Source organism: Ferdinandcohnia sp. QZ13 (assembly GCF_031324165.1).
Classification (GTDB): Bacteria; Bacillota; Bacilli; order Bacillales; family Bacillaceae_L; genus Ferdinandcohnia.
The window spans coordinates 590457-617383 of the sequence record NZ_JAVIVW010000015.1; the positions used below are offsets into that span (position 1 = coordinate 590457).

Annotated in this window: 24 protein-coding genes and 1 other annotated feature; of the genes, 3 read left to right on the forward strand and 21 right to left on the reverse strand. The window is 37.8% G+C overall.

From position 1 onward, the window contains the following. The first annotated feature begins 23 nt into the window (after positions 1-23). Positions 24-1496 carry a VWA domain-containing protein gene (locus RGU12_RS16635; RefSeq protein ID WP_309537057.1) on the forward strand — a complete coding sequence of 491 codons (1473 nt, stop codon included), beginning with the start codon at positions 24-26 and terminating at the stop codon, positions 1494-1496. A 40-nt stretch (positions 1497-1536) separates the two neighbouring features. Here the strand turns inward: RGU12_RS16635 and clpX are convergent, their stop codons facing one another. From clpX to RGU12_RS16705, 14 genes are all read right to left on the reverse strand, one after another. Further along, positions 1537-2799, reverse strand: coding sequence for an ATP-dependent protease ATP-binding subunit ClpX (clpX, locus tag RGU12_RS16640; RefSeq protein ID WP_116351670.1), 1263 nt, complete (start codon positions 2797-2799; stop codon positions 1537-1539). A gap of 410 nt (positions 2800-3209) precedes the next feature. After that, positions 3210-4496: a trigger factor gene (gene tig, locus RGU12_RS16645; RefSeq protein ID WP_309537058.1), complete on the reverse strand. Its 1287-nt coding sequence runs from the start codon at positions 4494-4496 to the stop codon at positions 3210-3212. A gap of 205 nt (positions 4497-4701) precedes the next feature. Beyond that, entirely contained in the window at positions 4702-5730 is a 1029-nt protein-coding gene (locus RGU12_RS16650; RefSeq protein ID WP_309537059.1) for a tetratricopeptide repeat protein, read from the reverse strand. A gap of 131 nt (positions 5731-5861) precedes the next feature. Next, on the reverse strand, positions 5862-6449 hold the full coding sequence (leuD, locus tag RGU12_RS16655) for a 3-isopropylmalate dehydratase small subunit (RefSeq protein ID WP_309537060.1): 588 nt from the start codon (positions 6447-6449) through the stop codon (positions 5862-5864). A 2-nt stretch (positions 6450-6451) separates the two neighbouring features. Further along, positions 6452-7879 (reverse strand): 3-isopropylmalate dehydratase large subunit, encoded by a 1428-nt coding sequence (leuC, locus tag RGU12_RS16660; RefSeq protein ID WP_309537061.1) that lies wholly within the window; start codon positions 7877-7879, stop codon positions 6452-6454. 98 nt (positions 7880-7977) lie between these two features. Beyond that, positions 7978-9090, reverse strand: coding sequence for a 3-isopropylmalate dehydrogenase (leuB, locus tag RGU12_RS16665; protein WP_309537062.1), 1113 nt, complete (start codon positions 9088-9090; stop codon positions 7978-7980). Between the two features lie 51 nt (positions 9091-9141). Then, positions 9142-10686, reverse strand: a complete 1545-nt coding sequence (locus RGU12_RS16670; protein WP_309537063.1) for a 2-isopropylmalate synthase — start codon at positions 10684-10686, stop codon at positions 9142-9144. Beyond that, positions 10673-11701 (reverse strand): ketol-acid reductoisomerase, encoded by a 1029-nt coding sequence (gene ilvC / locus RGU12_RS16675; RefSeq protein ID WP_309537064.1) that lies wholly within the window; start codon positions 11699-11701, stop codon positions 10673-10675. Before ilvC ends, RGU12_RS16670 begins: the two co-directional genes overlap by 14 nt. A gap of 55 nt (positions 11702-11756) precedes the next feature. Beyond that, the gene (ilvN, locus tag RGU12_RS16680) at positions 11757-12275 is read right to left on the reverse strand and encodes an acetolactate synthase small subunit (protein ID WP_309537065.1); all 519 of its coding nucleotides are present in this window, start codon (positions 12273-12275) and stop codon (positions 11757-11759) included. Beyond that, positions 12272-13990, reverse strand: coding sequence for an acetolactate synthase large subunit (gene ilvB, locus RGU12_RS16685; protein WP_309537066.1), 1719 nt, complete (start codon positions 13988-13990; stop codon positions 12272-12274). The genes ilvN and ilvB overlap by 4 nt, the downstream gene beginning before the upstream one ends. 86 nt (positions 13991-14076) lie before the next feature. After that, positions 14077-14337, reverse strand: a binding site (T-box leader). A 1138-nt stretch (positions 14338-15475) separates the two neighbouring features. Then, positions 15476-15985, reverse strand: a complete 510-nt coding sequence (locus RGU12_RS16690) for a metallophosphoesterase family protein (protein WP_309537067.1) — start codon at positions 15983-15985, stop codon at positions 15476-15478. Next, positions 15982-16587, reverse strand: a complete 606-nt coding sequence (locus RGU12_RS16695; RefSeq protein ID WP_309537068.1) for an XTP/dITP diphosphatase — start codon at positions 16585-16587, stop codon at positions 15982-15984. Before RGU12_RS16695 ends, RGU12_RS16690 begins: the two co-directional genes overlap by 4 nt. A 1-nt stretch (position 16588) precedes the next feature. Beyond that, positions 16589-17338, reverse strand: a complete 750-nt coding sequence (gene rph, locus RGU12_RS16700; protein ID WP_309537069.1) for a ribonuclease PH — start codon at positions 17336-17338, stop codon at positions 16589-16591. 138 nt (positions 17339-17476) lie between these two features. Continuing rightward, a complete protein-coding gene (locus RGU12_RS16705; RefSeq protein WP_309537070.1) occupies positions 17477-18538 on the reverse strand; it encodes a GerMN domain-containing protein in 1062 nt (353 codons plus the stop codon). Positions 18539-18712: 174 nt separating this feature from the next. Between RGU12_RS16705 and RGU12_RS16710 the strand changes: the two genes are divergently transcribed. Continuing rightward, positions 18713-19633 carry a nuclease-related domain-containing protein gene (locus RGU12_RS16710; RefSeq protein ID WP_309537071.1) on the forward strand — a complete coding sequence of 307 codons (921 nt, stop codon included), beginning with the start codon at positions 18713-18715 and terminating at the stop codon, positions 19631-19633. Between the two features lie 502 nt (positions 19634-20135). Here RGU12_RS16710 and racE read toward each other — a convergent pair. From racE to RGU12_RS16745, 7 genes are all read right to left on the reverse strand, one after another. Further along, complete coding sequence (racE, locus tag RGU12_RS16715) at positions 20136-20930, reverse strand: glutamate racemase (protein WP_309537072.1); 795 nt, start codon at positions 20928-20930, stop codon at positions 20136-20138. Positions 20931-20940: 10 nt separating this feature from the next. Then, positions 20941-21399 (reverse strand): MarR family winged helix-turn-helix transcriptional regulator, encoded by a 459-nt coding sequence (locus tag RGU12_RS16720; RefSeq protein ID WP_309537073.1) that lies wholly within the window; start codon positions 21397-21399, stop codon positions 20941-20943. Between the two features lie 374 nt (positions 21400-21773). Further along, on the reverse strand, positions 21774-21998 hold the full coding sequence (gene gerE, locus RGU12_RS16725) for a spore germination transcription factor GerE (protein WP_010678342.1): 225 nt from the start codon (positions 21996-21998) through the stop codon (positions 21774-21776). Positions 21999-22164: 166 nt separating this feature from the next. Then, positions 22165-22629 carry an acyl-CoA thioesterase gene (locus RGU12_RS16730; RefSeq protein ID WP_116351689.1) on the reverse strand — a complete coding sequence of 155 codons (465 nt, stop codon included), beginning with the start codon at positions 22627-22629 and terminating at the stop codon, positions 22165-22167. A gap of 168 nt (positions 22630-22797) precedes the next feature. Beyond that, positions 22798-23556, reverse strand: a complete 759-nt coding sequence (sdhB, locus tag RGU12_RS16735) for a succinate dehydrogenase iron-sulfur subunit (RefSeq protein ID WP_116351690.1) — start codon at positions 23554-23556, stop codon at positions 22798-22800. A 1-nt stretch (position 23557) separates the two neighbouring features. Then, positions 23558-25318: a succinate dehydrogenase flavoprotein subunit gene (gene sdhA / locus RGU12_RS16740; protein ID WP_309537074.1), complete on the reverse strand. Its 1761-nt coding sequence runs from the start codon at positions 25316-25318 to the stop codon at positions 23558-23560. 72 nt (positions 25319-25390) lie between these two features. Continuing rightward, a complete protein-coding gene (locus tag RGU12_RS16745) occupies positions 25391-25999 on the reverse strand; it encodes a succinate dehydrogenase cytochrome b558 subunit (protein WP_309537075.1) in 609 nt (202 codons plus the stop codon). Positions 26000-26384: 385 nt separating this feature from the next. Between RGU12_RS16745 and RGU12_RS16750 the strand changes: the two genes are divergently transcribed. Continuing rightward, positions 26385-26840, forward strand: a complete 456-nt coding sequence (locus tag RGU12_RS16750) for a YslB family protein (RefSeq protein WP_309537076.1) — start codon at positions 26385-26387, stop codon at positions 26838-26840. Positions 26841-26927 lie beyond the last annotated feature (87 nt).

Below are 26927 nucleotides of genomic sequence, written 5' to 3' on the forward strand. Positions count from 1 at the left end.
GTGCATAATTAAGGAGGGAAAATATGGATAAAAAATGGATACTGGCAACTATTACAGCATCTTTTCTTATTATCGGTGGTTGTTCAGAAAAAGAGATGAAGCCACACGATTCCTCACAAGAACAGGAGCTTCATAAAAAAGAACCCGAAACAGCTACAGACAAGGATACTAAAACAATCGCTCAGGTTGAAGAAAAGGACTCTGAAAATACAATTGATGAAAAAGAAATCGAAGAAATTAGAAACATTATCATCCCCGACTCTTTAGATGGTTTTAAGGAGCAAACCCCCGGGATTTTTACATTAGATATTCCGTTTGAAGAAGAAACAAAGCAGATGTGGGGAAACTTTGGACTTGGGAATTATGAGGAGGAGTTAACAAATAAACTTGCGGCATTTACATCCGAAACAAACGAGCCCACAGACATATTAAAAGCCTTACATTATTATCTTGGAAGCAATGCCTTTAATCGTTCAATTTCAGAAATTAAAGATTTCGGTATCACTTGGTATGAACCCTATCTTCCAGAACCGGAAGAGATGCAAAGTGGATTAGAAGAGACAGCTCTAGCCCCAAGTGAAGTATATATTTTACTTGATGCAAGTGGAAGTATGTATGGTAAAGTTGAGGGAATGCAGAAAATGCATATTGCAAAGAGAGCAGCAAGTCGTTTTGCTGCAACAGTAGGAAACGAAAAAGATATTTCACTAGTTGTCTATGGACATACTGGTTCGAATCAGGAAAAAGATAAACAGCTTTCTTGTTCAAAAATAGAAGAGGTATATCCCCTTCAAAAATTTAACCCGGAAGCTTTTTCAGAAGCAGTAAATACGGTACAGGCAAGGGGATGGACACCCCTTGCAAGTGCAATTGATTTTGTACTTAAAAAAACTGAAAACTCGTCCAATAATGTGACATTATACATCATTAGTGATGGTATCGAAACTTGTGATGGGGACCCTGTTGCAACTGCAAAAGCATTCGCTGACAGACAATCTAATCGGGCCGTTAATATAATTGGGTTTGATGTAGATGCTGAGAGTGAAAATCAGCTTAAAGACGTTGCAAGTGCTGGAAACGGGGAGTATATTTCCGCAAAAACAATTGAAGAGCTTGATAATTCGATTACAAACAAATGGGTACCTTCTTTTCAAGAAATAATGAGTAAATCCAATTCCCTTATTAAGCATTGGGGTCAAATGAATGATGCGATGAGAGACAGAGAAAAATTAGCAGGCCATTTTTACTATGCAGCAACCAATGAAAGAAGTAGATTCATCTCTGCTTTGCAGATCATGCGCTCTGAAAATATGATTACACCTGAAACATATGATACATTAATAAAAGCGGTAGATAAAAAATGGAACCTAAGTGCTGAACTAAAAAATGAATTAAGTACAGAAAACCGTAAAAAAGCAGAGGTTGAACGTCAGAAAATTATACAAAAAGTAAACAACTGGACACAACGTATGAATGAATTACGGAAATCTCAATAATAAAAATCCCGAGGTCACATGATACCTCGGGATTTTCGTGTTATGCTGAGATTTCTGTATTTTCAACTACTGTTCCATCATCCAATAGAAGCTTTGGAGTTGTATTTTTTGAAACTGTTTCTGCTGTAATAATACATTTTTTAATATCGTCTCTTGATGGTAGATCAAACATCACATCAAGCATGATTCCTTCAATAATGGAACGTAAACCACGTGCTCCTGTTTTACGTTCAATTGCTTTTTTCGCAATTTCTTTAAGGGCATCTTCTTCGAAATCTAGTTCAACTTCATCTAACTCAAGCATTTTTTGATATTGCTTCACTAGGGCATTTTTAGGCTTAGTTAAAATTTCAACCAATGCATCCTCGTCAAGAGGCTCGAGGCTTGCAATTACTGGAAGACGACCAATAAATTCAGGAATTAAACCAAACTTTAATAAATCTTCTGGCAATGATCTTGAAAGTAAGGATTTTTGGTCTAAATCTTCTTCCACAACGTTAGAACCAAATCCAATTACTTTTTTACCAAGACGACGCTTAATGATTTGTTCAATCCCATCAAATGCTCCACCACAAATAAACAAAATATTTGTCGTATCGATTTGAATAAATTCTTGGTGCGGATGCTTTCTTCCACCTTGTGGAGGTACACTCGCCACTGTTCCTTCAAGAATTTTTAAAAGGGCTTGCTGAACACCTTCACCGGAAACATCCCTTGTGATCGATGGGTTTTCCGATTTACGTGCTACCTTATCAATTTCGTCGATATAAATAATGCCTTTTTCTGCTTTTTCCACATCATAATCAGCAGCTTGGATGAGCTTTAAAAGAATGTTTTCTACATCTTCACCAACATATCCAGCCTCTGTTAAAGAAGTAGCGTCTGCAATCGCAAATGGCACATTTAAAATACGAGCTAATGTTTGAGCAAGTAATGTTTTACCACTACCAGTTGGCCCAATCATACAAATATTACTCTTTGACAATTCAACATCATCAATTTTGCTGTTTGAATTAATACGTTTATAGTGGTTATACACAGCAACCGCTAAGGATTTCTTGGCTGAGTCTTGACCAATCACATATTCATCTAATATTTCTCTAATTTCTTTTGGTTTTGGTACGTCTTTGAATTCAACTTCTTCTTCAGTACCTAATTCTTCTTCCACGATTTCAGTACATAGTTCGATACATTCATCGCATATATAAACACCAGGTCCTGCAACTAACTTACGGACCTGATCTTGTGTTTTACCACAAAAAGAACACTTAAGTTGCCCTTTTTCATCGTTAAATTTAAACATTATGTCACCCCTTATTAGTTTCTTCTCTCTACAATAAGCCAAAATTCTTTCGGTATCGATTATCATCGGATCTCTTCGTCCTTCGCATCTCGTACACCTTTATCTTTAAGCAGTCTGGCTTGAACTGAGGCCCCATACCATCAGTTCGATAATTCTAAATCGTTATGTATTGCACATTGTACCATATTTCTTCTTCAAATAGGTAATAAATAACTCTCATGCATATTATGTAAGTATGTTTTGGGTTGGAAAACGCCTAGTGAAACGTGTGAACTTTGCCCTCCTTTTAAGTGTTCCCAGATTCGTTAGAATAAAACTACTACCAACAGCCTATTGTATGTACTACTTCCATGTTTTGGGTATAAAACAAGGCACGATCATATCGCGCCTTGATATTCCCTTATTTAATATTATGCAACACTTTTGCTATTTTCTACAAGAAAATCGATTGCTTTTCTTATTTTTAAATCCTCTTTAACTCCATCGATGCCACCAAGCATTTGCTTAAGTTGGTCAGCAGATACTCCGTACATAGTAGACATATTTTCAAGCTCTGCATTAATTTCTTCTTCAGAAACTTCGATGTTTTCAGCTTTTGCAATTGCTTCTAAAGTTAAGTTAACACGTACGCGCTTACCAGCATCTTCTTTCATCTGTTCACGTAACGCATTTTCGTCTTGGCCTGAGAATTGGAAGTAAAGGTCAAGATTCATACCTTGCATTTGCAGACGTTGTTCGAATTCACGAAGCATACGGTCTAATTCAGTGTTAATCATTGCCTCTGGAATATCGATTTCTGCATTTTCAGATGCTTTTTCGATTAATGTGTCTTTAAGGCTATTTTCAGCATCTTGTTTCTTAGTTTCTTCTAAACGAGTTCTTGTTTTCGCTTTTAACTCATCTAATGTTTCCACTTCATCGTCAACATCTTTTGCAAACTCATCATCTAATTCAGGAAGTACTTTTCCTTTGATTTCATGAACCTTTACTTTAAATGTAGCTGGCTTTCCTGCTAGATTTTCAGCATGGTACTCTTCAGGGAATGTAACTTCAACGTCTTTTTCAGCTCCAGCAGCTATTCCAACTAATTGCTCTTCGAAACCTGGGATGAATGAACCAGAACCAATTTCTAATGAATAGTTCTCAGCTTTTCCACCTTCGAACGCTTCTCCATCAACGAAACCTTCGAAATCAAGTACTACAGTGTCGCCATTTTCTACAGTACCTTCTTCTTTTACAACTAGTTCTGCATTACGCTCTTGTAATTGCTTGATTTCTGCATCTACTTCTTCGTCAGTTACTGTATCGTCAAGTTTTTCCACTTCTAGACCTTTATAGTCGCCAAGTTTAACTTCTGGTTTAACTGTAACTTTTGCAGTGAAAATAAGGTTTTTACCTTTTTCGATTTGCTCAACGTCAACTTCTGGACGGTCAACTGGCTCAATTCCAGTTTCTTTGATTGCATTTTCATATGCATCTGGAAGAATGATATCTAATGCATCTTGGTATAATGATTCAACACCAAAACGCTTTTCAAACATTCCACGAGGCATTTTTCCCTTACGGAATCCAGGTACGTTCACTTGCTTAACTACCTTTTTAAATGCATCGTCAAGTCCTTTGTTAAATGTTTCAGCGTCAACTTCTATAGTTAAGACACCTTGGTTTCCTTCTAATTTTTCCCACTTTGCAGACATAATTCTTTCCCTCCAACTATCTATTTACTAACTATTTTTTCCGATATGTAAATTGGATTAACTATTACCATATGTCGGTAAACTAGCATTTTACAACCATTACATTATAACACAGAATGGTCACCTTTCAACATATAGAAAATGATTATATTGTTAGAAAGTTTACCCAACTATGCTACATTATAAAATTTCGAGATTCTTTTATTTATTCAATATAAGAAAATCGTTCTACCTTTTCTAGTTTGTCCAAGGTTTGTTTTAGTTCAAAAAGATTTACTCCATAGATTTGCTCAAGTGTTTGATTCTCAATCTCCATTCCATGCAATTCTGCACTATATAAATGTAAAGTTGCTGCATACTTTGAAGGTTCCTCTTCCTCCAAAGTGAATGGATAGAGTACAAAAAGATGTCTTAGCCAAATTTCTTTTGCCATTTCGTAAAGGGTAGGATTCTCGTTTTCCAATTGTTCTTCTAAAATGGATAGAACCCGAATGGTGAATGGAGACATCGATGGATCAACAAGATTTTTAGGGTTTACCTTTATTGTTTCACCGAATTTCTCTACCTCTACCTCAAGATCCACCTGATTTGTAACAAGCAACTGCATGATGATGGTTTTTACAATTGGATGGTTCTCAGGTATCACAAGAAATGGAATGAGCATATCGAGGTATTTTCTTATATTTAATTCCTTCAAGGATTGAATAGTGGCGATTTGTTTTCCAACTATTCCTTCATTATATAAGACGTTTTGAAGCTCCTCCTCCACATCCCTGTTCACATATTCAGCTTCTTTTTCCACCCCATCTGCAACAAGCATTCGTTTACTTAGCTCGAGTAACTGAGTTAAATGGTCCAAATACTCAGGTGGAACTGCATCTTCGTCAAGCACCGCCTCAATCGTTGATTTGACTTCATCATATTGTCCGAGCTGGATCAAGATTGTTACATAAATTTGAAGAACGTGAAAATAATCCCCGACATCCTCTTTTAACATCATTAAACAACTATCTTTTGCCTGCTCCAATTCTCCCAATTCAAAAAGACAAATGACAATGCCTAGTTCAATTTCGTGGTTACCTTTTTCAAGCTCTTTTGCCTGTTCCAATAATGCTAGAGCCTCGTTAAATTTTTTACTAGATAAAGCTTCAAGTCCTTTTTCCATCAGTCTTTCTTTAAGCTTAGGAAAAGGAATAATTTTTTCTTGTTTTTTATCTTTATTTTGCTTATCCATAGAGTTTTCCAACCCCAAACTCGTTTTTTTCTTGAGTTTTAAGTTTAACAATGAAAAAAGGAGAAAACAATAGGGTGGCTTGCTAGATTCCAAAAATATAGACAAAGCCGAAAATGGCTTTGTCTATATTTTTAGTTGGCTGTTTTAAGTTCATGTTCCTTAATTTGCTGCTCGTAGGAAAGTGTTTTATCAATTTCATCCCAACCATTGATCAACATTTCCTTCCAATAGGAATCAATTGTGAATTCTGTTTGGAAGCCTTTTGAATCGACAATGGTTTGTTCTTCTAAAGAAATCGTACATTCAAAATGAGCATCATTGGCTTCTTTTAATAGATACTCGATTACACTTTTTTCTAGAACAATTGGAAGCATTCCGTTCTTTAAGCAGTTATTATAGAAAATATCTGCTAAAGAAGGAGCTAGTATAGCTTTAAATCCATAGTCTTGTAATGCCCATGGCGCATGCTCACGTGAAGAACCACACCCAAAGTTTTCGTTTACTACAAGAATGGATGCACCTTCGTTTTCTTTTCGGTTTAATTCAAAATTGGGATTTGGACTTCCATCTGCTTCAAAGCGCCAATCGAAAAAGGCATATTTTCCAAACCCTGTTCTTTCAATACTCTTTAAAAATTGCTTTGGAATGATTTGATCTGTATCGACATTGTTTCGATCCATTCCAGCAACTTTACCTGTATGTGTGATAAATGGTTCCATGTTTATGCCTCCTCTCCAGTTGCTACTTTTTGAAGTTTACGAACATCTACGAATTTTCCATAAATCGCTGCTGCTGCCGCCATTGCCGGACTTACCAAGTGTGTCCGAGCACCCTTACCTTGTCGTCCTTCAAAGTTACGATTCGATGTAGAAGCACATCTTTCACCTGCTGGTACTACGTCGGGGTTCATACTTAAGCACATGCTACAGCCGGCATCGCGCCATTCAAAGCCAGCTTCACGAAATATATCTGCAAGACCTTCTTTTTCTGCTTGTAGCTTTACTTGTTGTGAGCCTGGCACGACTAAAGCACGCACTTTAGGAGATACTTTTTGTCCACGTATAATGTCTGCCGCTTCACGTAAATCTCCAATTCGCGAATTCGTACACGAACCAATAAATACATGCTGAATTTCAATTTCGCTAATTGGAGTTCCTGGAGCTAGTTCCATATATTCATAAGCACGCTCTGCAGATTTTCTGTCAACGTCCCTTTTAAAATCCTCAGGGAATGGAACTGTGTCATCAATTGTTACACTCATAGATGGGTTTGTACCCCATGTAACAGTTGGTAAAATTTCATCCGCATGAATTTCTAGAACAGTATCGAAAACGGCACCTTCGTCAGTTGCAAGTTGCTTCCATCTTTCAACGGCTGCGTCGAATCCAGCACCATCTGGGCTATGTTTTCTTCCTTTTAGGTATGAGAATGTCGTTTCATCTGGGCTAATTAACCCAGCTTTTGCTCCGCCTTCGATGGACATATTACAAATGGTCATTCTTTCTTCCATGGACATCTTTCGAATCGCTTCACCCGTATATTCAATTACATGTCCCGTTCCAAAATCAATCCCAAATTTGCGGATAATCGATAAAATAACATCCTTAGCATAAACACCTGGAGATAGATTTCCTACAACATTTACTTGCATGGTTTTAGGTTTTTGTTGCCATAAAGTTTGAGTTGCAAGAACATGTTCAACCTCACTTGTCCCAATTCCAAACGCTAAAGCTCCAAATGCACCATGTGTAGATGTATGACTATCCCCACATACAATCGTTTTACCTGGTTGTGTTAATCCAAGTTCAGGTCCAATTACGTGAACAATTCCTTGTTCAGGGCTGTAAAGGTCTGCTAGAGGAACATTGAATTCCTTACAGTTTTTTTCTAACGCACTCATTTGTTTTGCTGCAATTTCATCCTTTGTTTGGAAACGATCGCTTGTTGTAGGTACGTTATGGTCCATTGTTGCAAACGTTAAATCAGGTCTTCTCACTTTTCTATTCTTCAAACGTAATCCTTCAAAGGCTTGCGGAGAAGTTACTTCATGGACAAGGTGTAGGTCAATATACAGAAGACTTGGCTTCCCCTCTTCGTGATTGATTACGTGTTGATCCCAGATTTTTTCAATAATTGTTTTCGGTGCCATTCGTATCTTCCTCCTCCTTTTTCTCTTATTTGAAAAGACAAGCTCGGTATATACCGAGCTATCTAGTGGGTCATGCTATGCAATTCTAAAAAGAAAGCTTATGCATAAGCAGACATAATATTAGAAATCGCCCCGTCTTCAACTAAGGCCTCTTTAATTTTTTCCACCATTTCAGTTGTTGACATTGCTCTTTGTTGAGAATCAGCAATATCTGCAGTCCGGTAACCAGCCGCTAACACTTCATCTACCGCTTTTTCTACAGCTCTCGCTTCTTCTTCTAATCCAAAGGATAAGCGTAAAAGCATTGCTGCTGATAAAATGGTTGCGATTGGATTGGCAATATCCTTCCCAGCTATATCTGGTGCAGAACCGTGGATTGGTTCAAATAGACTTGGTCCATCTGTTGATAAACTCGCTGAAGGAAGCATTCCAAGCGATCCTGTAAGCATTGATGCTTCATCACTTAAAATATCCCCAAACATATTCTCAGTGACGATGACATCAAATTGTCTTGGATTTCGAATTAGTTGCATCGCTGCGTTATCCACAAGCATATGCTCTAGCGTTACTTCTGGATAATCAACAGCTACCTCTTCAGCAACCTCACGCCACATTCTGCTAGATTCCAATACATTTGCTTTGTCAACAGAAGTTACTTTCTTCTTTCTTGACATTGCCATTTCAAATGCTTTTTCAATAATACGTTTCATTTCTGAACGCTTGTAGGATAGAGTGTCAACAGCAGCTTCTTCTCCATCCTCTATTCTTCTTCCGCTTGGCTTTCCAAAATAAAGTCCACCAGTAAGCTCCCTTACAATCACAAAGTCAGCATTTTCGATGACTTCTTGCTTGAGAGGAGACGCATCCAGCAAGCTATTAAAACAAGTTACAGGTCTTACATTGGCATATAAATTCAACGCTTTTCGAATTTGTAATAAACCCTTTTCAGGACGTAAATGTGGAGGGTTTTTATCCCACTTAGGACCTCCAACTGCCCCTAGTAATACCGCATCACTTTGTTTACATACTTCCAGTGTTTCTGCTGGTAGAGGAGTGCCTTCAGTGTCTATAGCCACACCACCTATTAAAGCGTGTTGAAATGTAAACTCATGATTGTATTGGTCAGCAATAGCCTTCAACACTTCGATTGCCCCTTTAGTCACTTCTTTCCCTACGCCATCACCACGAAGTACGGCAATACTTTTCTTCATTCTGACTCCTCCTCTTTATTTCCTTTACACACTGAAAATAGTAATTAATACTTATACTCCTACTTTTTCAAGTAATTTCTTATTCTTTTCAACAGCTAGTAATCTATTAACTGCATTTACATACGCTCGAGCAGAAGCTTCTAGCACGTCTTGTGCAGAACCTCTACCACTGCTTTCTGTATTATTATGTCTTACTTTTACGAAGACTTCAGCTAGTGCATCACGTCCTGCACCAACAGACTGGATTCGGTAATCATCTAAAGTAATAGAAATACCGAAGCAACGCTCAAGTGTGTTATACAGTGCTTCAACACTTCCTGATCCTGTTGCAGCCTCTTGAATTTGATTACCTTCGCGATCTGTTAAGGTAATTGTTGCGGTAGGGATTTGGTTTGTACCGTATTGTACTTGCAACGAAGTCAATTGATACATATCTTCTACATTAGCTACTTTTTCATCTACTAATAATGTCACCAAATCATCATCCGTGATTTCTTTCTTTTTATCCGCTAAATCTTTAAATAACTTAAATACTCGATTAATTTCCCCGTCATCTACTGAATACCCTAATTCAACAATACGATTGCGGAATGCGTGTCTACCAGAATGCTTCCCAAGTACCATTGAATTCGATTTAACTCCCACTAATTCTGGTGTGATAATTTCATACGTTGTTTTTTCCTTAAGCACACCGTCTTGGTGGATACCTGATTCATGTGCAAAAGCATTTTTACCGATTACCGCTTTGTTTGATGGAACAATCATACCCGTTAATTTACTAACCAAATCACTTGTACGTTTGATTTCATCCAACTTTAAACGTGTGTTTGCTTGATAGAAATCTTGGCGAATATGCAAAGCAACGGCTACTTCTTCAAGTGCTGCATTACCTGCTCTTTCACCAATACCATTAATTGTTCCTTCTACCTGTAAAGCACCATGCTCAACAGCTGATAATGAATTGGAAACAGCCATTCCAAGATCATCATGACAATGAGTAGAAAGGATGACCTTATCAATATTCGGCACGTTATTTATGACATAAGTAAACATTTTTCCATATTCTTCAGGTGCGCCATATCCTACTGTATCTGGTAGATTAATAACATTGGCACCTGCATCAATCACTTCTTTAATGATTTTTGCTAAGAAATCTAACTCTGTCCGACTCGCATCCTCTGCAGACCACTGGATAATCGGAAAGAATTTAGATGCATACTTTACACTATCTACTGCCGATTGAATAACCTGTTCTTTAGTCTGTCTAAGCTTATATTTTCTATGAATTGGGGAGGTAGCAATAAAGGTATGGAGACGCGGCTCCGCTCCACCCTTTAAAGCTCCCCAAGCAGCATCGATATCGCCTTGTACGGCTCTTGCTAATCCCGTTACAGAAACATTTTTGATGGTTTCAGCAATTTGTTTAACTGACTGAAAATCACCTTCAGAGGCAGCTGGAAATCCGGCCTCCATGACATCCACATTGAGTCGTTCCAGCTGCTTTGCAATTTCAAGTTTTTCGTGTAGGTTTAAGTTTACTCCAGCAGACTGTTCTCCATCTCTTAATGTAGTGTCAAAAATATTAATTTTCCGCACGGGCACCCACCACTTCTTTCTGTTGTCTTTGCTTCACGAATGGCATCATTGCACGAAGCTTCTTACCAACAACTTCGATTTGATGTTCTGCTTCAATTTTGTTAATTGCGTTGAACTCTGGACGATTTGCTTGGTTTTCAAGGATCCAGCCTTTAGCAAATTTACCTGTTTGGATATCTTTTAATACTTCTTTCATTTCTGCTTTTACACTGTCAGTAACAATACGTGGTCCAGTTACGAAATCTCCCCACTGAGCAGTATCAGAGATTGAATATCTCATTCCAGCTAAACCTTCTTCGTACATTAAATCAACGATAAGTTTTAGTTCATGTAAACACTCAAAGTATGCAACTTCTGGTTGGTATCCAGCTTCCACTAATGTTTCGAATCCTGCTTTAACTAATGCAGAAGTACCGCCACATAAAACTGCCTGTTCACCGAATAGATCTGTTTCCGTTTCTTCTTTGAATGTAGTTTCTAGAACACCCGCTCTAGCTGCTCCAATACCTTTTGCATATGCAAGTGCCACTTCTTTTGCGTTACCAGTTACGTCCTGCTCAATCGCAATTAACGCTGGAACTCCAGCACCTTCAGTATACGTACGACGCACTAGATGTCCTGGCCCTTTTGGTGCTACTAGGAATACATCTACAAAGCTTGGAGGAACGATTTGACTAAAGTGGATGTTAAAACCATGTGCGAATACTAATGCATTTCCTGGCTTTAATCCTGGCTCAATTTCTTCTTTATAAACTTTTGGTTGATTTTCATCAGGAAGTAAAACCATTACAACATCTGCTTGCTCAGCCGCTTCTCGAACTGAATATACTGGTAGACCATCATTTTTCGCTTGTTCAAAAGACTTTCCTTGACGAAGACCAACAATTACATCAACGCCGCTTTCACGTAAGTTAAGTGCATGTGCATGCCCTTGTGAACCATAACCAATGATTGCAACCTTCTTATTTTGTAAAGCTAACTCATTCACATCTCCGTTATAATATACCTTTGTCATTTTGAAATCTCTCCCTTATTAGAATTAGAATATATATGGTATTGTGATTAAACCCTTAAACGATAGAAAAATTCTTTGAATTTGAAGCTGTCTTTTGGTTTCCTCTTGTGAAAGCAGTTGTGCCAGTACGGGCAACTTCTTTGATACCGTATGGCTTTAAGAGGTCAATTAACGCTTCTACTTTTTCGGATTCGCCTGTCACTTGAATAACAAGGCTATCCTTACTTACATCAATGATAGATGCTCGGAATGGATCTATTAAGCTATAAATCTCATTTCTATTGGATGGACTGGATGATACCTTTATAAGAGCTAACTCTCTTGCGACAATCGCTTGATTTGTAATATCCATGACCTTTATAACATCAATTTGCTTATTTAGCTGTTTTGTAATCTGTTCAACTACAGTTTCCTCATCAAGATGAATAACAAATGTCATTCGTGAGAGTCCCTCAGTTTCAGAATGTCCTACTGTGATGCTTTCGATGTTGTAATGACGTTTTGTTAACAGGCCGGTGATTCGATTGAGTACACCTGCACGGTTATTTACTAATAATGTAATAATTCTTTTCACAGCTTAACACCTACCATTTCATGATGACCCTTTCCAGGTGCAACCATTGGGTATACATTTTCGAAAGGCGTCACACTGAAGTCCATTAATACAGGTCCCTCATATTCAAGTGCTTCTTTCAACACTTGCTCTGCTTCTTGTTCACTGTTCGCTTTTAATCCCTTGATTCCGTATGCATCAGCTAGTTTCATAAAGTCCGGCTGATTATGAAGTAAGGAATGGGAGTATCTTTCTTTATAGAAAATCTGCTGCCATTGTCTTACCATACCTAACGCTTTATTGTTAAGGATGATAATTTTAATTGGTAGGTTTAACTCATAAATGACCGAAAGCTCTTGTGAAGTCATCTGGAATCCACCATCTCCAAGAATGGCAACAACAGTTGAAGTTTTTTCAGCTAGTTGTGCACCAATACTTGATGGTAAACCGAATCCCATTGTTCCAAGTCCACCGGAGGTTACCCACCGATTTGGCTTTGTAAAATGGTAGTACTGAGCGGCCCACATTTGATGCTGACCAACGTCAGTTGTTACAATCGCTTCGCCCTTTGTATATTTATAAATAAGTTCAATTAATTTTTGCGGCTTTAATTCTTCTTCTGAAGATTTATAAACAAGTGGATATTCAGCCTTCCATCCAGCTAGTTTTTCTCTCCATTCCTGTGAGTCCCCAGGTTTACCATTTTGGTGAACTAAGCTCTTAAGCACTTCTTTTGCGTCCCCTACAACAGGAATTTTGGTAGGGACGTTTTTGCCTATTTCGGCAGGATCAATATCGATATGTGCAACTGTTGCGTTTGGTGCAAAGTGTTCTAGGTTTCCAGTAACCCGGTCATCAAATCTTGCTCCAATACTGATTAAAAGGTCACATTCGTGTAATGCCATGTTCGCTGTGTATGTTCCGTGCATTCCAGCCATTCCAAGATAGAGTGGATGATCTGCGGGGAAACCACCTAAACCTAAAAGTGTATGGGTTAAAGGGATATTTTGTTGTTCCACATATTCTTTTAACTCGTTTGCTGCTTTTGCAAAAATAACCCCAGCACCTGCAAGAATAACTGGTTTTTTTGCTTGGCTTACTGCTTCGACTAGTTTACGAATTTGTAGGTGGTTCGGCTGAATGGTCGGTTGATAACCTGGTAAGTGAATTTCTTGGTCATAATCAAAATCCGCTTCTTTTGTTGTCATATCTTTCGGAATATCAATTAATACAGGTCCTGGTCTTCCAGAAGTAGCGATATAAAATGCTTCTTTAATAATCTTTGGTAGGTCTTTCACATCCCTAACCTGGTAACTATGTTTTGTAATTGGCATTGTGATTCCAAGAATGTCTGCTTCTTGGAAAGCATCAGATCCAATTACTGTTGAAGCAACCTGACCTGTAAATACAACAAGTGGAATTGAGTCAATCATCGCATCTGCTAATCCAGTGACTATATTTGTAGCCCCCGGTCCAGAAGTAGCAATAACGACACCTGGTTTTCCTGAAATTCTCGCATACCCTTCAGCTGCATGTATTCCACCCTGTTCATGTCTAGTTAGGACATGAAAAATACCTGAATCATATAAACTATCATAAATATTAAGTACAGCACCGCCAGGATATCCAAAAATGACTTCTACGTTTTCCCTTTTTAATGCTTCAATTAGCATTTGGGAACCGTTCATTTTTGTAGAAGCTTTGGTTTGTTCTTCCACTTTTGCATTTACGCCCATTTTTTCTTACATCCCTTCCTTATAATAAATAATTGGTTTTTAAAAAAATAAAATGCCAATCCACCCACTAGACCAATTTTCTTGGTCGAAGGGGTGAAAAGGCATTTATCACTTTCCACGGTACCACCCTTGTTCGCGATCTAAAAAATGATCGCCTCAGGAACAACTTTGTTGTTCATTTTGATAACGGGTGAGCTGTTACCAAACACCCGGTTAGCCCTACTAAAAAAATTCAAGCTAACACTCAGAGGTGAGTTCATCTTAACGGGATAACACCGGGTTCCACCATTACCGGCTCTCTGTCGATATCGTAACGTTAGATTACTTATCCTCTTCAACGTTTATGAATATTAGGAATTTTCATTCTACATCTTTTAAAGTTCTATGCGCTTATTATGGCTTTAATGCCTAAAAACTTAAACGCTTTACACTACTGAAAACTAAGGTTTAAAAAATAATCCAAATCTACGAACTTTCATCTTTTAAAAATGATGAAGTACTTATGTTAGGACTGTCATATGCTGTTAATTCACGAAATAAACAATAGTCTATTTTGTGAAAATATTTAATATTAGAGCTTATATTACTCTCATTTTTTATAAGAGTCAACACCATTTTAGAGAATTGTTAGATTATTTTGATTTGCAACATAATCTGTATCCGCTTACAACTTTGATGCGACGCCATTTCTGAATTAAAAGAATTTCTTGAAAAATTTGTGAACGAAAACTGAGGTTTTAATGGAAGTATTGGTTGGATTTATTTGGTGAAGATCTAACAAATTTTGAGAGAAATAAAAAAACACTTCAATTCATTTTTATGAAAAGAAGTGTTTGTGATTGAGTATGTAATATGGCGTCCCAGGAGAGATTCGAACTCCCGACCGACGGCTTAGCTTACCACTATGACTTTCGCCACCAACGATTGTTGTTTGTAGTCTGGACTATATCTTCACCATTTCAGGTGCGACACGTGTAGTCTCTACGGAACCTCACAATAATCATGAATGATTATTCTTTGGAGTTTCTACCATCATTACATGATCATTCGAATCTCCTCAGTCTTTTATCAAGACGTAAGTTTCCTCGGTATTACCATCAGCTTTACACTGTTAAGGCTTCACCGATATAGTGTCGTCCACTCTATAAGTTATTGTTTCCCTATAGAGGCTCCTATTCTTGAAGGCCGTTGCTCTATCCTGCTGAGCTACTGGGACATTATTATTAAGTTTATCTGTAGTTCAGTAAGCCACTACTTCAATCGCAGTATCCTGTTCCTTCCTCTCCTAGAATATTCGAGGATGACTGATGCGACGGAACAAAGCTACCCAGATGCAATTCTAGATGTTTACGCTTTGCTGAGCTAAGTTTTTGTTGTTAACTTATTAGCGACATTTTTTATTATAGCCAGATAGGAATCAGATGTCAACAACTTTTCAAGAAAAATTTTCTAAAGGGAGTAAAATGTACTCCCTTTGCTATTGTATCATAAATTCACCTTAGTTGATAACTCCTCAACTAGATTTCCTTCACTATCGTAAAAAACAACATTTGCTTGTTTTTCAACAAGCTCTAAAATTACATATGTTTTTTCCCTGCGCATTCTCGGTAAACGAAAACTACCTGGATTAATAAACAAAATACCGTCAATCATTTCTGCACCCGCTATATGTGAATGTCCAAAACAGGCTATGGATGCACCTACTTCTTGTGCACGATATGTAAGATTCATTAACGTCATCTTCACATTGTACAAATGACCATGTGTAAGATAGACCTTTACCCCATTCAAAAGAACAACCATATCATTGGGGAAGTTCGAGTCAAAGTCACAATTTCCTCTTACAGCTGAAAATCCACTCATTTCCTCTGATTTTGAAGAAAGCTCAGAATCCCCAAGATGGAGCATAAACTCCACTTCATCTTTGTGACGATCCTTTATATCTAATAATTCCTCAGTTAGCCCATGACTATCGCTTATAATTAGCACTTTCATCTTTGAAACTCCTCACGTTCTCTTAAAAGCTCGTCAAGCTGACGAAGTGCATTACCACGATGACTGATTTGATTTTTCTCATCTTTTGATAGTTCAGCCATGGTTTTCCCTTTTTCCGGTACAAAAAAGATTGGATCATAACCAAACCCATTTTCTCCAGCTGGCTTTTCTGTAATAACACCTTCACAAATTCCCTCTACAATCTTCGTTTGTTCCCCTGGAATAGTTAGAGCTAATGCACAATGGAATCTAGCCGTTCTTTGGTCTTCTGGAACTCCTTTTAACTCACCTAACACTTTATTAAGATTATCAAGATCATTTTTATGCTCACCCGCATATCTTGCAGAATATACCCCAGGCCTACCATTAAGATAATCGATTGAAAGACCGGAATCATCTGCTATAACAGGTATGTGAAGTTTTTTTGCATTGGCTTCCGCCTTTATTTGTGCATTTGCAGCAAAGGTTTCACCAGTCTCCTCAATATCCTCAATATTTGGATAATCAAGTAAGGACTTCACCTCCACACCTTGACTTGCAAATAAGTCCCTAAATTCTTTAACCTTCCCTCTATTTTTGGTAGCAATCATGATTTCTTTCACTTTATGAGTCCTTCTTTCCAATTAGATTTGCTAAATCACCTAATGCATCTTTCTGAGCGTGTATCAACTCATTTATCCCTTTTTCAGCAAGCTCTAATAGAGTTTGTAGTTGTTGACGAGAAAAAGTAGATTCTTCACCTGTTCCTTGAAGCTCTACAAATTGGCCCTCACCTGTCATTACAACATTCATATCTACATTAGCAGTTGAATCTTCTATATAATTTAAATCAAGGATTTCTCCTCTTTCAGGGTCTATTCCTACCGAGATGGCTGCTAAAAAATCAGTGATTGGAAAGGTGTTCATCTTTTTACTCTGATAAATTTTATGTACGGCAAGAACCATTGCGATAAAAGCGCCAGTAATCGATGCCGTTCTTGTACCCCCATCCGCTTGGATGACATCACAATCTATCCAAATTGTTTTTTCACCGAGCTGTTCCAAATTAACAACAGATCTAAGAGCTCTTCCAATTAGACGTTGGATTTCCATCGTTCTCCCTGAAATTTTCCCCTTGCTCGATTCCCTGATATTTCTTTGTTCAGTAGCCCTCGGAAGCATGGAATATTCAGCTGTAATCCATCCTTTACCAGACCCTCTCATAAACGGTGGCACCCTGTCATCTACGCTCGCATTACAAATGACCTTTGTATCACCGACTGTTATTAAAACAGATCCTTCCGGATGTTTTATATAGTTCATATCAAACCGAATCGGTCGTAGCTGATTATGTAATCGTCCATCAACCCTCAAAAATAAAACCTCCTGTCTTTCACTAAAAAAGGTGGGCTCTCATTCGCCCAACCGTCCTTTCTAGTATAACAAAATTTTACTTTACTATTGTACCCTCACAACAAAAATGGATGTGAACAAAGTCCACATCCATTTTCGTTAGAAACTACCTGTATTCACATTTGAAGGACGAGTTACTGGTTTAGTCAATGATTTACCATCCTCAGTAACAACATCTTCACTACCATTAACCGTTATCGAAACACTTTTTACTTCTGGCTGCTCAGTTAAGGATAAAACTAACGAGTTAATGACGTGATTAGAAATCATTTTCTCGTTAAAGGCTCCATAAATTGCCTCATTGAAATCTAGTGTGACTTTTCCATCATCCATTTTTGCACTTAAAAGCTTTACATCTTGATGAATGTCGCTAATTAAATTTGAACTCATATTTGGTCCGTTAATTAACGCATTTACTACTGCAGATACTCTGTCATCACCAGTATTTTCAATACGTTTCGTTACTGGTACATAGTATTCACCTTCTTCGTTTTGTGCAAAGAAGTAAAGGGTAACAGGACGGCTGTTCGTAATGTCGACAACATCGCTGTTATCCATATTTATCCCATCAGCTCTACTTAAGTCTGCTGGGATTGGAGTACCGTTTACAGGCATTTCCTCTAATTTATATCCATTCACGCTGATGACAACATTGTTTACATTTTCAAATTGAGTTAATGTCCAAGTAATGGCTTGTAATATTTTTTCTTCATCCTCTGGACTATAGGTTTGAAATTCCTTTGAGAAATCAGCTGTTATTGTTCCATCCTTCAGGTTTACACTTACTTCAGTATCCTGTGGAATAACGGCTCTGAACCCGTCTGGTAGAATTTCATTTAACGGTCCACCTGCAACTAAATACTCAAGTACTTGTTTTGCTGCCGCATTTTGCTTCGGAAGATCTACAGTGTAAGGGACCACTAATCCATTTGCATCAATTAGATATAAGTCTCGTTTTACTGTTTCAGTAGCGGCTTCCTCCTGATCAGTTGCCTCTGTAGCTGGATTTTCTCCTTTTGCGACTGTCTCATCAACCGCTTCGTTTTGTGGTGGATCCATTTGCTTGGCTTCTTCCTTTCCACCTAATAAGCCACATCCTGATAGTAATACTGTTGAAGTAACCACTGTGGCAGCTATTGCAGATTTAGTTATTTTACGCATTCTTTTCCCTCCTAATGCTGTTTGTACTACTATGTATACGAGCCCTATTTTCAAATTAGACCGCTTTTTAGTGAAAAAAATGGACAAAATGTTTTGATTTTAAAAGCTAATAGATTGTAAAAATAGAATGGAAGATTTAAAATTATTTTGAAAATCAGAAAGGAAGTGTTGCGTTTGATCACGAAAAGTCGTACTGTACCAATCGAATTACTGCACCTAAGATCCATCCGTGCACGGCAGAAAGTTTCCGAAAAAATTGAGAATCAAGTTCATACACTTGAGAAAGGTTTTAGTGAAGAAACATGGTTTGACCAGCGATTAGAAAGTCTTTCACTTGATTGCCTCATCCTTAATGACTTGCTTCTTGAAACAAATAACACTCATTACCAAATTGATTCACTCCTAATTTCCCGGCGCAAAATTCACTTATTTGAAGTGAAAAACTATGAAGGTGATTATGTTGTCAACGAAGATCGCTGGCAAAGTTTGTCCTCTGGAATAGAGATGAAGAACCCCCTTTTACAGCTTACGCGAAGCGAGTCCCTTTTTAGACAATTACTACAACAGCTCGGTTCTGATTTCACCGTCGAAAGTCATCTTGTTTTCATAAATCCCGAATTTTACCTCTATCAAGTTCCACCCAACCTGCCGATTATTTTTCCATTTCAACTGACACGATTCATGAACAATTTAAGTTCCCAATCTTCTAGTTTGGTTGAAAAACATCATACTTTGGCAAAAAAGTTACTTTCACTTCATATAAAGAAATCTCCTTTTTCTTTACTACCTCAGTATAGTTTTGGTGAAATGGAGAAAGGGATTTTGTGCATTGTGTGTTGGAATGAGTTTTTGAAATATGGGAATCAGCATAAACTAACCTGCCCAAACTGCGGAAGTTGGGAGGCTAAGGAATCTGCAGTAACAAGAAGCATTGAGGAATTCGAGCATCTTTTTCCCGAATTAAAGATTACAGTAAGTACTATATTTGAGTGGTGTAAAGTAATTAAAAGTAAAAAGACAATAAGAAAAATACTTTCAAAAAATTACAATTTAATTCAGTCAGGAAGATCATCTTATTATGAGAGGAGTAAATAAATATACTGCATGTAGGTACGGAATAGTCTTTATTTTTACCTTCACTTCATTTAGGAAGATGTGTGAGGGAATGATTAGACTCCATTCTTGCCTTCATTTTGGTCCAGAACGTTGCGTGAGGACATGATTAGACTCTGTTCGCACCTTCACTTCGGGTCAGGGCGTTGCGTGAGGGTATGATTAGATTCTATTCGTACCTTCACTTCGGGTCAGGGCGTTACGTGAGGGTATGATTAGATTCTATTCGTACCTTCACTTCGGGTCAGGACGTTGCGTGAGGACATGATTAGACTCTGTTCGTACCTTCACTTCAGCTCAAGACGAGCTCTGAGGGTATGATTAGCCCCTTTTCGTACCTTCACTTCGGGTCAGGGCGTTACGTGAATGCATGATTAGACTCTGTTCGTACCTTCAAATGTACTTCGTCCATTTGGTGATGGTAAGAAAACCTTTTATAAAAATGAGACAAACAAAAAAAGCCCCACCCGGGACTTTTCTTTCCTTATAACTTTACTGATTTCACATTGTAAACCGGTTTTTCAAACCAGTTAGTGGCGATTCGTTGAAAGATTTCTTTCTCGCCTGTTGTGAGGAATAAGTGATTCCTTTTCCTCGTCTTTTTGTTTAATAGTCCACTATAGAACAATACCGTGCTGACCTCGCGGGCGGTTTCGGCTCCGGAATCGATAAGCTTGATTCTATCCCCAAGATAGGCTTGGATCGTATTACGAAGAAGTGGATAATGAGTACAGCCAAGAATCAATGTGTCAATCTCCTTACCACGCAGTGGCTCGAGTGACTCAGCGACAATGTGTTCTGCCTTTTGACCGACAAACTCGCCTGCTTCCACAATTGGAACAAATTGAGGGCAAGCAAGACTTTCGACAATGATTTGATTGTTGATTGATTTTAGCGCATCTTCATAAGCTCCACTTTCGATTGTGTTAACCGTTCCGATGACACCAACATAGTTATTTTTTGTGACCTTTAATGCGGTTCTCGCTCCTGGATAGACTACGCCGATTACTGGGATGGAAAGCTCAGCTTGGATTTCATCCAGAACAAGGGCAGTTGCCGTATTACAGGCGATAACAAGCATTTTAATATCATGTGACAATAAATAGTTCGTCATCTCCCAAGTAAACTGACGAACTTCCTCTTTAGGTCTTGGCCCATACGGGCATCTAGCGTTATCACCTAAATAGATGATTTCTTCATTAGGTAATTGTCTTATTATTTCCCGAGCAACGGTTAAACCGCCCACCCCAGAATCAATAACTCCGATTGGTCTTTTCAAACGTTTCGCCTCATTCTACTCGCATTTCTTGATGTAATTTCCTTAAACTTTTTTCTAATTGGATCACTTCATCGTCAGAGAAGTTTTCCATGATTTCGTGTAAGTAGTCCTGTCTTTTTTTAATAACTTCCTCGATGATACGTTCTCCTTCTTCAAGTAAATGAATTCGAACGACACGACGATCTTTTGGGTCTTTTACACGCATCACAAGCTCATTTTTTTCCATTCGATCAACAAGATCGGTTGTTGTGCTGCAAGCTAGGTACATTTTATTTGATAATTCACCAATTGTCATATCTCCATGTTCAAGCAACCACTGAAGGGCGATAAATTGTGGTGTTGTAATTGTAAAGTTACTTAAGATTTCACGACCTTTTTGTTTAAGTAAGCCGGAAATAAAACGAAGTGATTTTTCAATATCTGCAATAACCTGGTAGTCTTTGGTTTCATTGCTCCCTTGAACTGTCATTACATCCTCTCCTAGTAAAGTTTTTTTAGTGTAAAATCCAACTGTTTTCTCTCGTTTCACAGTTAGTGGAATTGTATGATCCGTAAGAACTCCTTCATTTCATTAAAAAACTATATTATTCTTATTTTCTACTTTTTTCGCGTAAAAAGCAAGTTCCAGTATATCGAAATATGTAGTTGTTCTCTAAATAATGTGATCAAAAGGAGATAAAAAAAGACAAAGCACGCCACCGTGCTTACACAGGATGTAGTGACTTTGACGTTTAACACAAAACGTATCTGTATTTAGTCAAAATTCCTTTTCGACAGACTATTTGAACTTCCTCTAAATAAGTAACCGGCTACCTTACAAGTGTAAAGTGTAGCCGGTAATACTTAAAGTTCAAGTTCTCCCATACGAAGGAGCTCTACAACTGCTTGAGAACGCCCCTTTACTCCCAGCTTCTGCATCGCATTCGAAATGTGGTTACGAACTGTTTTTTCGCTAATGAATAGTTCACTTGCGATATCTTTCGTTGTTTTGTCTTGAACTAGTAATTCAAAAACTTCTCTCTCTCTTTTTGTTAGTAGCGGTTTTGGTTGAAACTCTTTCTCCTTCAAGTATTGTAACCCTCCTTGCTAAGGTTCGAGCTGAACTACTGGATGGGTATATATTTAGTCACAATATAGTATGAGAAGGAGAGGGTTGCTGTGACTGTTAAAAGGTTGATATGTAGACATTTTCGCGTCCATTTTTTAATGTATTGGTATATTTGTTCTACTTAGCTCATACGATATAGGTTAGGTGCTTTTTTAACATATGCTTCATCTCATCAGACCATGGTTCCCCTTTTCCTGTTCGCTTAGACATTTGAACGAGTGTACTCCTACCGACAAAACAAATGGATCCTTCTTTGTCCTTTGCCATATAATGAATATCCATTGAGGAATTGCCAAGCTGATTTATTTTAACGTATAACTTAAGCTGTTCTCCAAAAAAGACTTGTTTCAAATAATCACATTGTTGGCTTGCAACCACGGGGATTGCTTCGCTGGATTTGTCGGTCCATTTTTGCATAAACCCAATTTTATTAAAATATTGAATTCTGGCTTCCTCAAAATACGTAAAGGGTACAGTGTTATTTAAATGTCCAAACATATCTGTTTCGGAAAAGCGAACTTGAATCGGTTGGAAAAAATCAAATGCATTCTCCCATGTCTCAATATCATCGATATACGTAATATGTTTCATTCCAATAGCTCCCTTACATAAGATTATTCACTTCACGGTAAAGTGGTGCCTTCTTCTAGTGGGAAAAGAAGTTTTTTTCGAAACTTCTTAAAGTTGACAGTATTTTGAAATATCTTTTCGTAAAAAAGCACTCCTCCATATACATGAAGGAGTGCTTTCTTATTTCTATTAGACTTGGTCACTACCAAACATATTTCTGAATGCTTGGATAGATGTATCTCTGTTTAGAGCAGCAATTGAAGTTGTTAGTGGAATACCTTTTGGACAAGACTGTACACAGTTTTGTGAGTTACCACAGTTTGCAAGGCCACCATCACCCATAATCTCTTCTAAACGTTCACTCTTATTCATAGCACCTGTTGGGTGAGCGTTAAATAAACGAACTTGAGATAATGGAGCTGGACCGATGAAATCAGACTTGCTGTTTACGTTCGGACACGCTTCTAAACATACACCACATGTCATACATTTTGATAATTCATATGCCCATTGACGTTTCTTCTCCGGCATACGAGGACCAGGACCCAAATCATACGTTCCATCAATCGGAATCCAAGCTTTTACTTTTTTCAATGAATCAAACATTCTGCTACGGTCAATTTGTAAGTCACGTACAATAGGGAATGTCTTCATTGGCTCAAGTTTAATTGGTTGTTCAAGTTGGTCAATAAGTGCTGAACAAGATTGACGAGGTTTACCATTGATAACCATTGAACAAGCACCGCAAACCTCTTCTAAACAGTTCATATCCCAAGTAATTGGGGCAACTTTATTACCATTTATATCTACCGGATTACGACGAAATTCCATTAAAGCGGAAATAACGTTCATATTCTTACGGTATGGAACCTTAAATTTTAAAACATATGGTTCAGAATCTGGAGTATCCTGACGAGTTACATGAAATTCAACTGTTTTTTCACTCATCTTAATTTTCCTCCTTCTTCTTTGAATAGTCACGTTTACGTGGTGCGATTAATGAAGTATCTACTTCTTCATAATGGAATGCAGGCGCAGATTCCTTCCCAGTAAATTTAGCCATCGTTGTTTTTAAGAAATCCTCGTCATTACGATCAGGGAATTCAGGTTTATAGTGTGCTCCACGGCTTTCATTACGGTTATATGCACCAATTGTAATTACACGTGCTAGCTGAAGCATATTTTGTAATTGACGAGTAAATGTAGCACCTTGGTTACTCCATTTAGACGTGTCATTGATATTAATGTTCTTGTAACGTTCCATAAGCTCTTGAATTTTCTCGTCTGTCTTTAAGAGCTTGTCATTGTATCGAACAACTGTTACGTTGTCTGTCATCCATTCACCGAGCTCTTTGTGAAGGAGGTATGCATTTTCAGTACCATCCATTGACATAATGTCATCCCATTTTTCTTGCTCTTGTTTTTCGTGGCTTTCGAATACAGATGAAGATATAGAATCGGTACCTTTTTTAAGTCCATTAATGTAATGAACTGCATTAGGACCTGCAACCATACCACCATAGATAGCTGATAATAGTGAGTTTGCACCTAAGCGGTTTGCACCGTGCTGTGAAAAATCACACTCACCTGCTGCAAATAATCCAGGGATGTTTGTTTGTTGGTGATCATCAACCCATAATCCACCCATTGAATAGTGAACAGCTGGGAAGATTTTCATTGGAACTTTACGTGGATCGTCACCCATGAATTTTTCATAGATTTCAATAATTCCACCTAATTTAATATCAAGTTCCTTTGGATCTTTATGCGATAGATCCAGATAAACCATGTTTTCACCATTGATACCTAGCTTCATATCTACACATACATGGAAGATTTCACGTGTTGCAATATCACGTGGAACTAAGTTACCGTATGCAGGATATTTTTCCTCTAAGAAATACCAAGGTTTACCATCTTTGTAAGTCCATACGCGACCACCTTCACCACGAGCAGATTCACTCATTAGACGAAGTTTGTCATCTCCTGGGATTGCAGTTGGGTGAATTTGAATGAACTCACCATTTGCATAATAGGCACCTTGTTGGTACACAATAGATGCAGCAGAACCAGTGTTAATAACTGAGTTCGTTGTTTTTCCAAAGATGATCCCAGGTCCACCGGAAGCCATGATAACAGCGTCAGCAGGGAATGATTTAATTTCCATAGATTGAAGGTTCTGTGCGACAATACCACGACAAATTCCTTCATCATCTTGTACGATTCCCAAGAATTCCCAACCTTCGTACTTCGTTACAAGCCCTGCTACTTCATGACGGCGAACTTGCTCATCTAATGCATAAAGCAATTGTTGACCAGTAGTTGCGCCAGCGAATGCAGTACGGTGGTGTTGAGTTCCACCAAATCGACGGAAATCAAGTAAACCTTCTGGTGTACGGTTAAACATAACTCCCATACGGTCCATTAAGTGAATGATTCCTGGTGCTGCCTCACACATCGCCTTAACTGGCTTTTGGTTAGCTAAGAAGTCTCCACCATATACTGTATCATCGAAGTGAATCCAAGGAGAATCCCCTTCACCTTTTGTATTAACCGCACCATTAATCCCACCTTGTGCACAAACAGAGTGAGAACGTTTTACAGGTACGAGTGAAAATAAATCAACTTGTGTTCCCTCTTCAGCAGCCTTGATGGTAGCCATTAAACCAGCTAATCCACCACCAACTACGATAATCTTTCCTTGACTCAAAGTAACTCACTCCCAATAAAGAGATCGTTCAACTTGTAAAATGTAACCGTGAACGTTCTAATATTTTAATTCTTATACGAAAGCAAAGATTGTAGATACACCTACGTAAGTTAATGCAATAAAAATAATGATTGTAACATATGTTGCAATTTGCTGAGAGCGAGGAGTTATTGTAAGCCCCCAACTTACAGCAAATGACCATAAGCCATTTGAGAAATGGAAAATTGTTGAGATTACACCAACAAGATAGAAAATAAGCATCGCTGGTGAATTTAAGATATCTTCCATCATTTGAAAGTTAACTTCCGCTCCAAAAGCTGCTTGAATACGAGTTTCCCATACATGCCATGCTACAAAAATTAGAGTAATGATTCCGGTTATGCGTTGCAGGAAGAACATCCAGTTACGGAAGAAACCGTATCTACTCACATTGTTCTTTGCAGTAAAGGCAATATAGAGACCGTAAATCGCATGGAATATTAATGGTAGATAAATAATAACTACCTCTAGAAAAATTCTAAACGGAAGACTTCCCATAAAACCAGCAGCACTGTTAAATGCTTCTTCTCCTCTTGTCGCAAAGTTATTCGCTGTTAAGTGTACCAATAAGAATACCCCTACAGGAATTACACCTAATAACGAATGAAGCCTGCGATTAAAAAATTCACGATTACCTGCCATACTTTAATTTACCCCCCCTTAATAATAAACCGTACCTTCTCGGCACTCATTTTCATTCCTCATCCTGCAGAAATTATATAATAGGACGAAATAAAACTGACAATTGAAAACCCTTGCAGGAAACTACAAAATGCTTTTTTCATAGATAAAAAGACAAATGTAGCCACAATTTTCTTTTATCAGTATAATGTAACAAATTCATTTTACTCCCATAAAGCAAGAGCGTCAAGGAAACACGTCCACAATTTATTCATGAATCTGATAATAATTAGACACTTTTGTTAGGCTAGACTTGTAATCCAAATGACAAAAAGAAACAAAAAAATTCATGTGTTTCTTATCCCCTCATGTTATATAATAATGAATGGAGAAAGAGGGGAATGCAGTGAAGAACATAAACATCAATGAACAAAATGTAAGTGTAAGTGAACAGACCGTTTCTGTTTTTGGATATGAACTCATACGTGAAATTTTAATTCCTGATTTACTTGGAAAAGAAACTCCACAGATTTTATACTGGGCCGGAAAAAATCTTGCCCGTAAATTCCCCTTACCAACGATTGAAGAAATTATTTCGTTTTTTCATGATGCTGGATGGGGAGACCTTAAGGTAGAGCGTTCGGATAAGAACTCAATAGAATTTCATTTGGATGGTGCAATCGTGTCTTCTCGTTTTAAACGAAAGGATATTTGTACATTTCAACTTGAATCTGGTTTTCTTGCTCAACAAATTCAACAACAGAAAAATCGAATCACCGAAAGCTTTGAACAACAAAAAAGACGAGCTCAAAGTATCATTTTTACGGTGAAATGGGATCACAAAGATATGACCGAAGAATAAAATCCTGCACAATTCGTGCAGTTTTTTTATATACAAAAGGGCGCCCAAAGGCTAATAATCTCCTCTGAACGACCCTATGTAAATAAA

Bases quoted from the DNA above. Each gene is read 5' to 3' on its own strand.
- RGU12_RS16635 (WP_309537057.1), top strand. From the start codon at position 24: ATGGATAAAAAATGGATACTGGCAACTATTACAGCATCTTTTCTTATT.
- ilvB (WP_309537066.1), bottom strand. From the start codon at position 13,990: ATGGGCGTAAATGCAAAAGTGGAAGAACAAACCAAAGCTTCTACAAAA.
- RGU12_RS16690 (WP_309537067.1), bottom strand. From the start codon at position 15,985: ATGAAAGTGCTAATTATAAGCGATAGTCATGGGCTAACTGAGGAATTA.
- RGU12_RS16730 (WP_116351689.1), bottom strand. From the start codon at position 22,629: ATGAAACATATTACGTATATCGATGATATTGAGACATGGGAGAATGCA.
- sdhB (WP_116351690.1), bottom strand. From the start codon at position 23,556: ATGAGTGAAAAAACAGTTGAATTTCATGTAACTCGTCAGGATACTCCA.
- leuD (WP_309537060.1), bottom strand. From the start codon at position 6,449: ATGGAACCATTTATCACACATACAGGTAAAGTTGCTGGAATGGATCGA.
- clpX (WP_116351670.1), bottom strand. From the start codon at position 2,799: ATGTTTAAATTTAACGATGAAAAAGGGCAACTTAAGTGTTCTTTTTGT.
- RGU12_RS16650 (WP_309537059.1), bottom strand. From the start codon at position 5,730: ATGGATAAGCAAAATAAAGATAAAAAACAAGAAAAAATTATTCCTTTT.
- leuC (WP_309537061.1), bottom strand. From the start codon at position 7,879: ATGGCACCGAAAACAATTATTGAAAAAATCTGGGATCAACACGTAATC.
- leuB (WP_309537062.1), bottom strand. From the start codon at position 9,090: ATGAAGAAAAGTATTGCCGTACTTCGTGGTGATGGCGTAGGGAAAGAA.
- RGU12_RS16705 (WP_309537070.1), bottom strand. From the start codon at position 18,538: ATGCGTAAAATAACTAAATCTGCAATAGCTGCCACAGTGGTTACTTCA.
- RGU12_RS16720 (WP_309537073.1), bottom strand. From the start codon at position 21,399: ATGACAGTTCAAGGGAGCAATGAAACCAAAGACTACCAGGTTATTGCA.
- tig (WP_309537058.1), bottom strand. From the start codon at position 4,496: ATGTCTGCAAAGTGGGAAAAATTAGAAGGAAACCAAGGTGTCTTAACT.
- ilvC (WP_309537064.1), bottom strand. From the start codon at position 11,701: ATGACAAAGGTATATTATAACGGAGATGTGAATGAGTTAGCTTTACAA.
- RGU12_RS16745 (WP_309537075.1), bottom strand. From the start codon at position 25,999: ATGGCAGGTAATCGTGAATTTTTTAATCGCAGGCTTCATTCGTTATTA.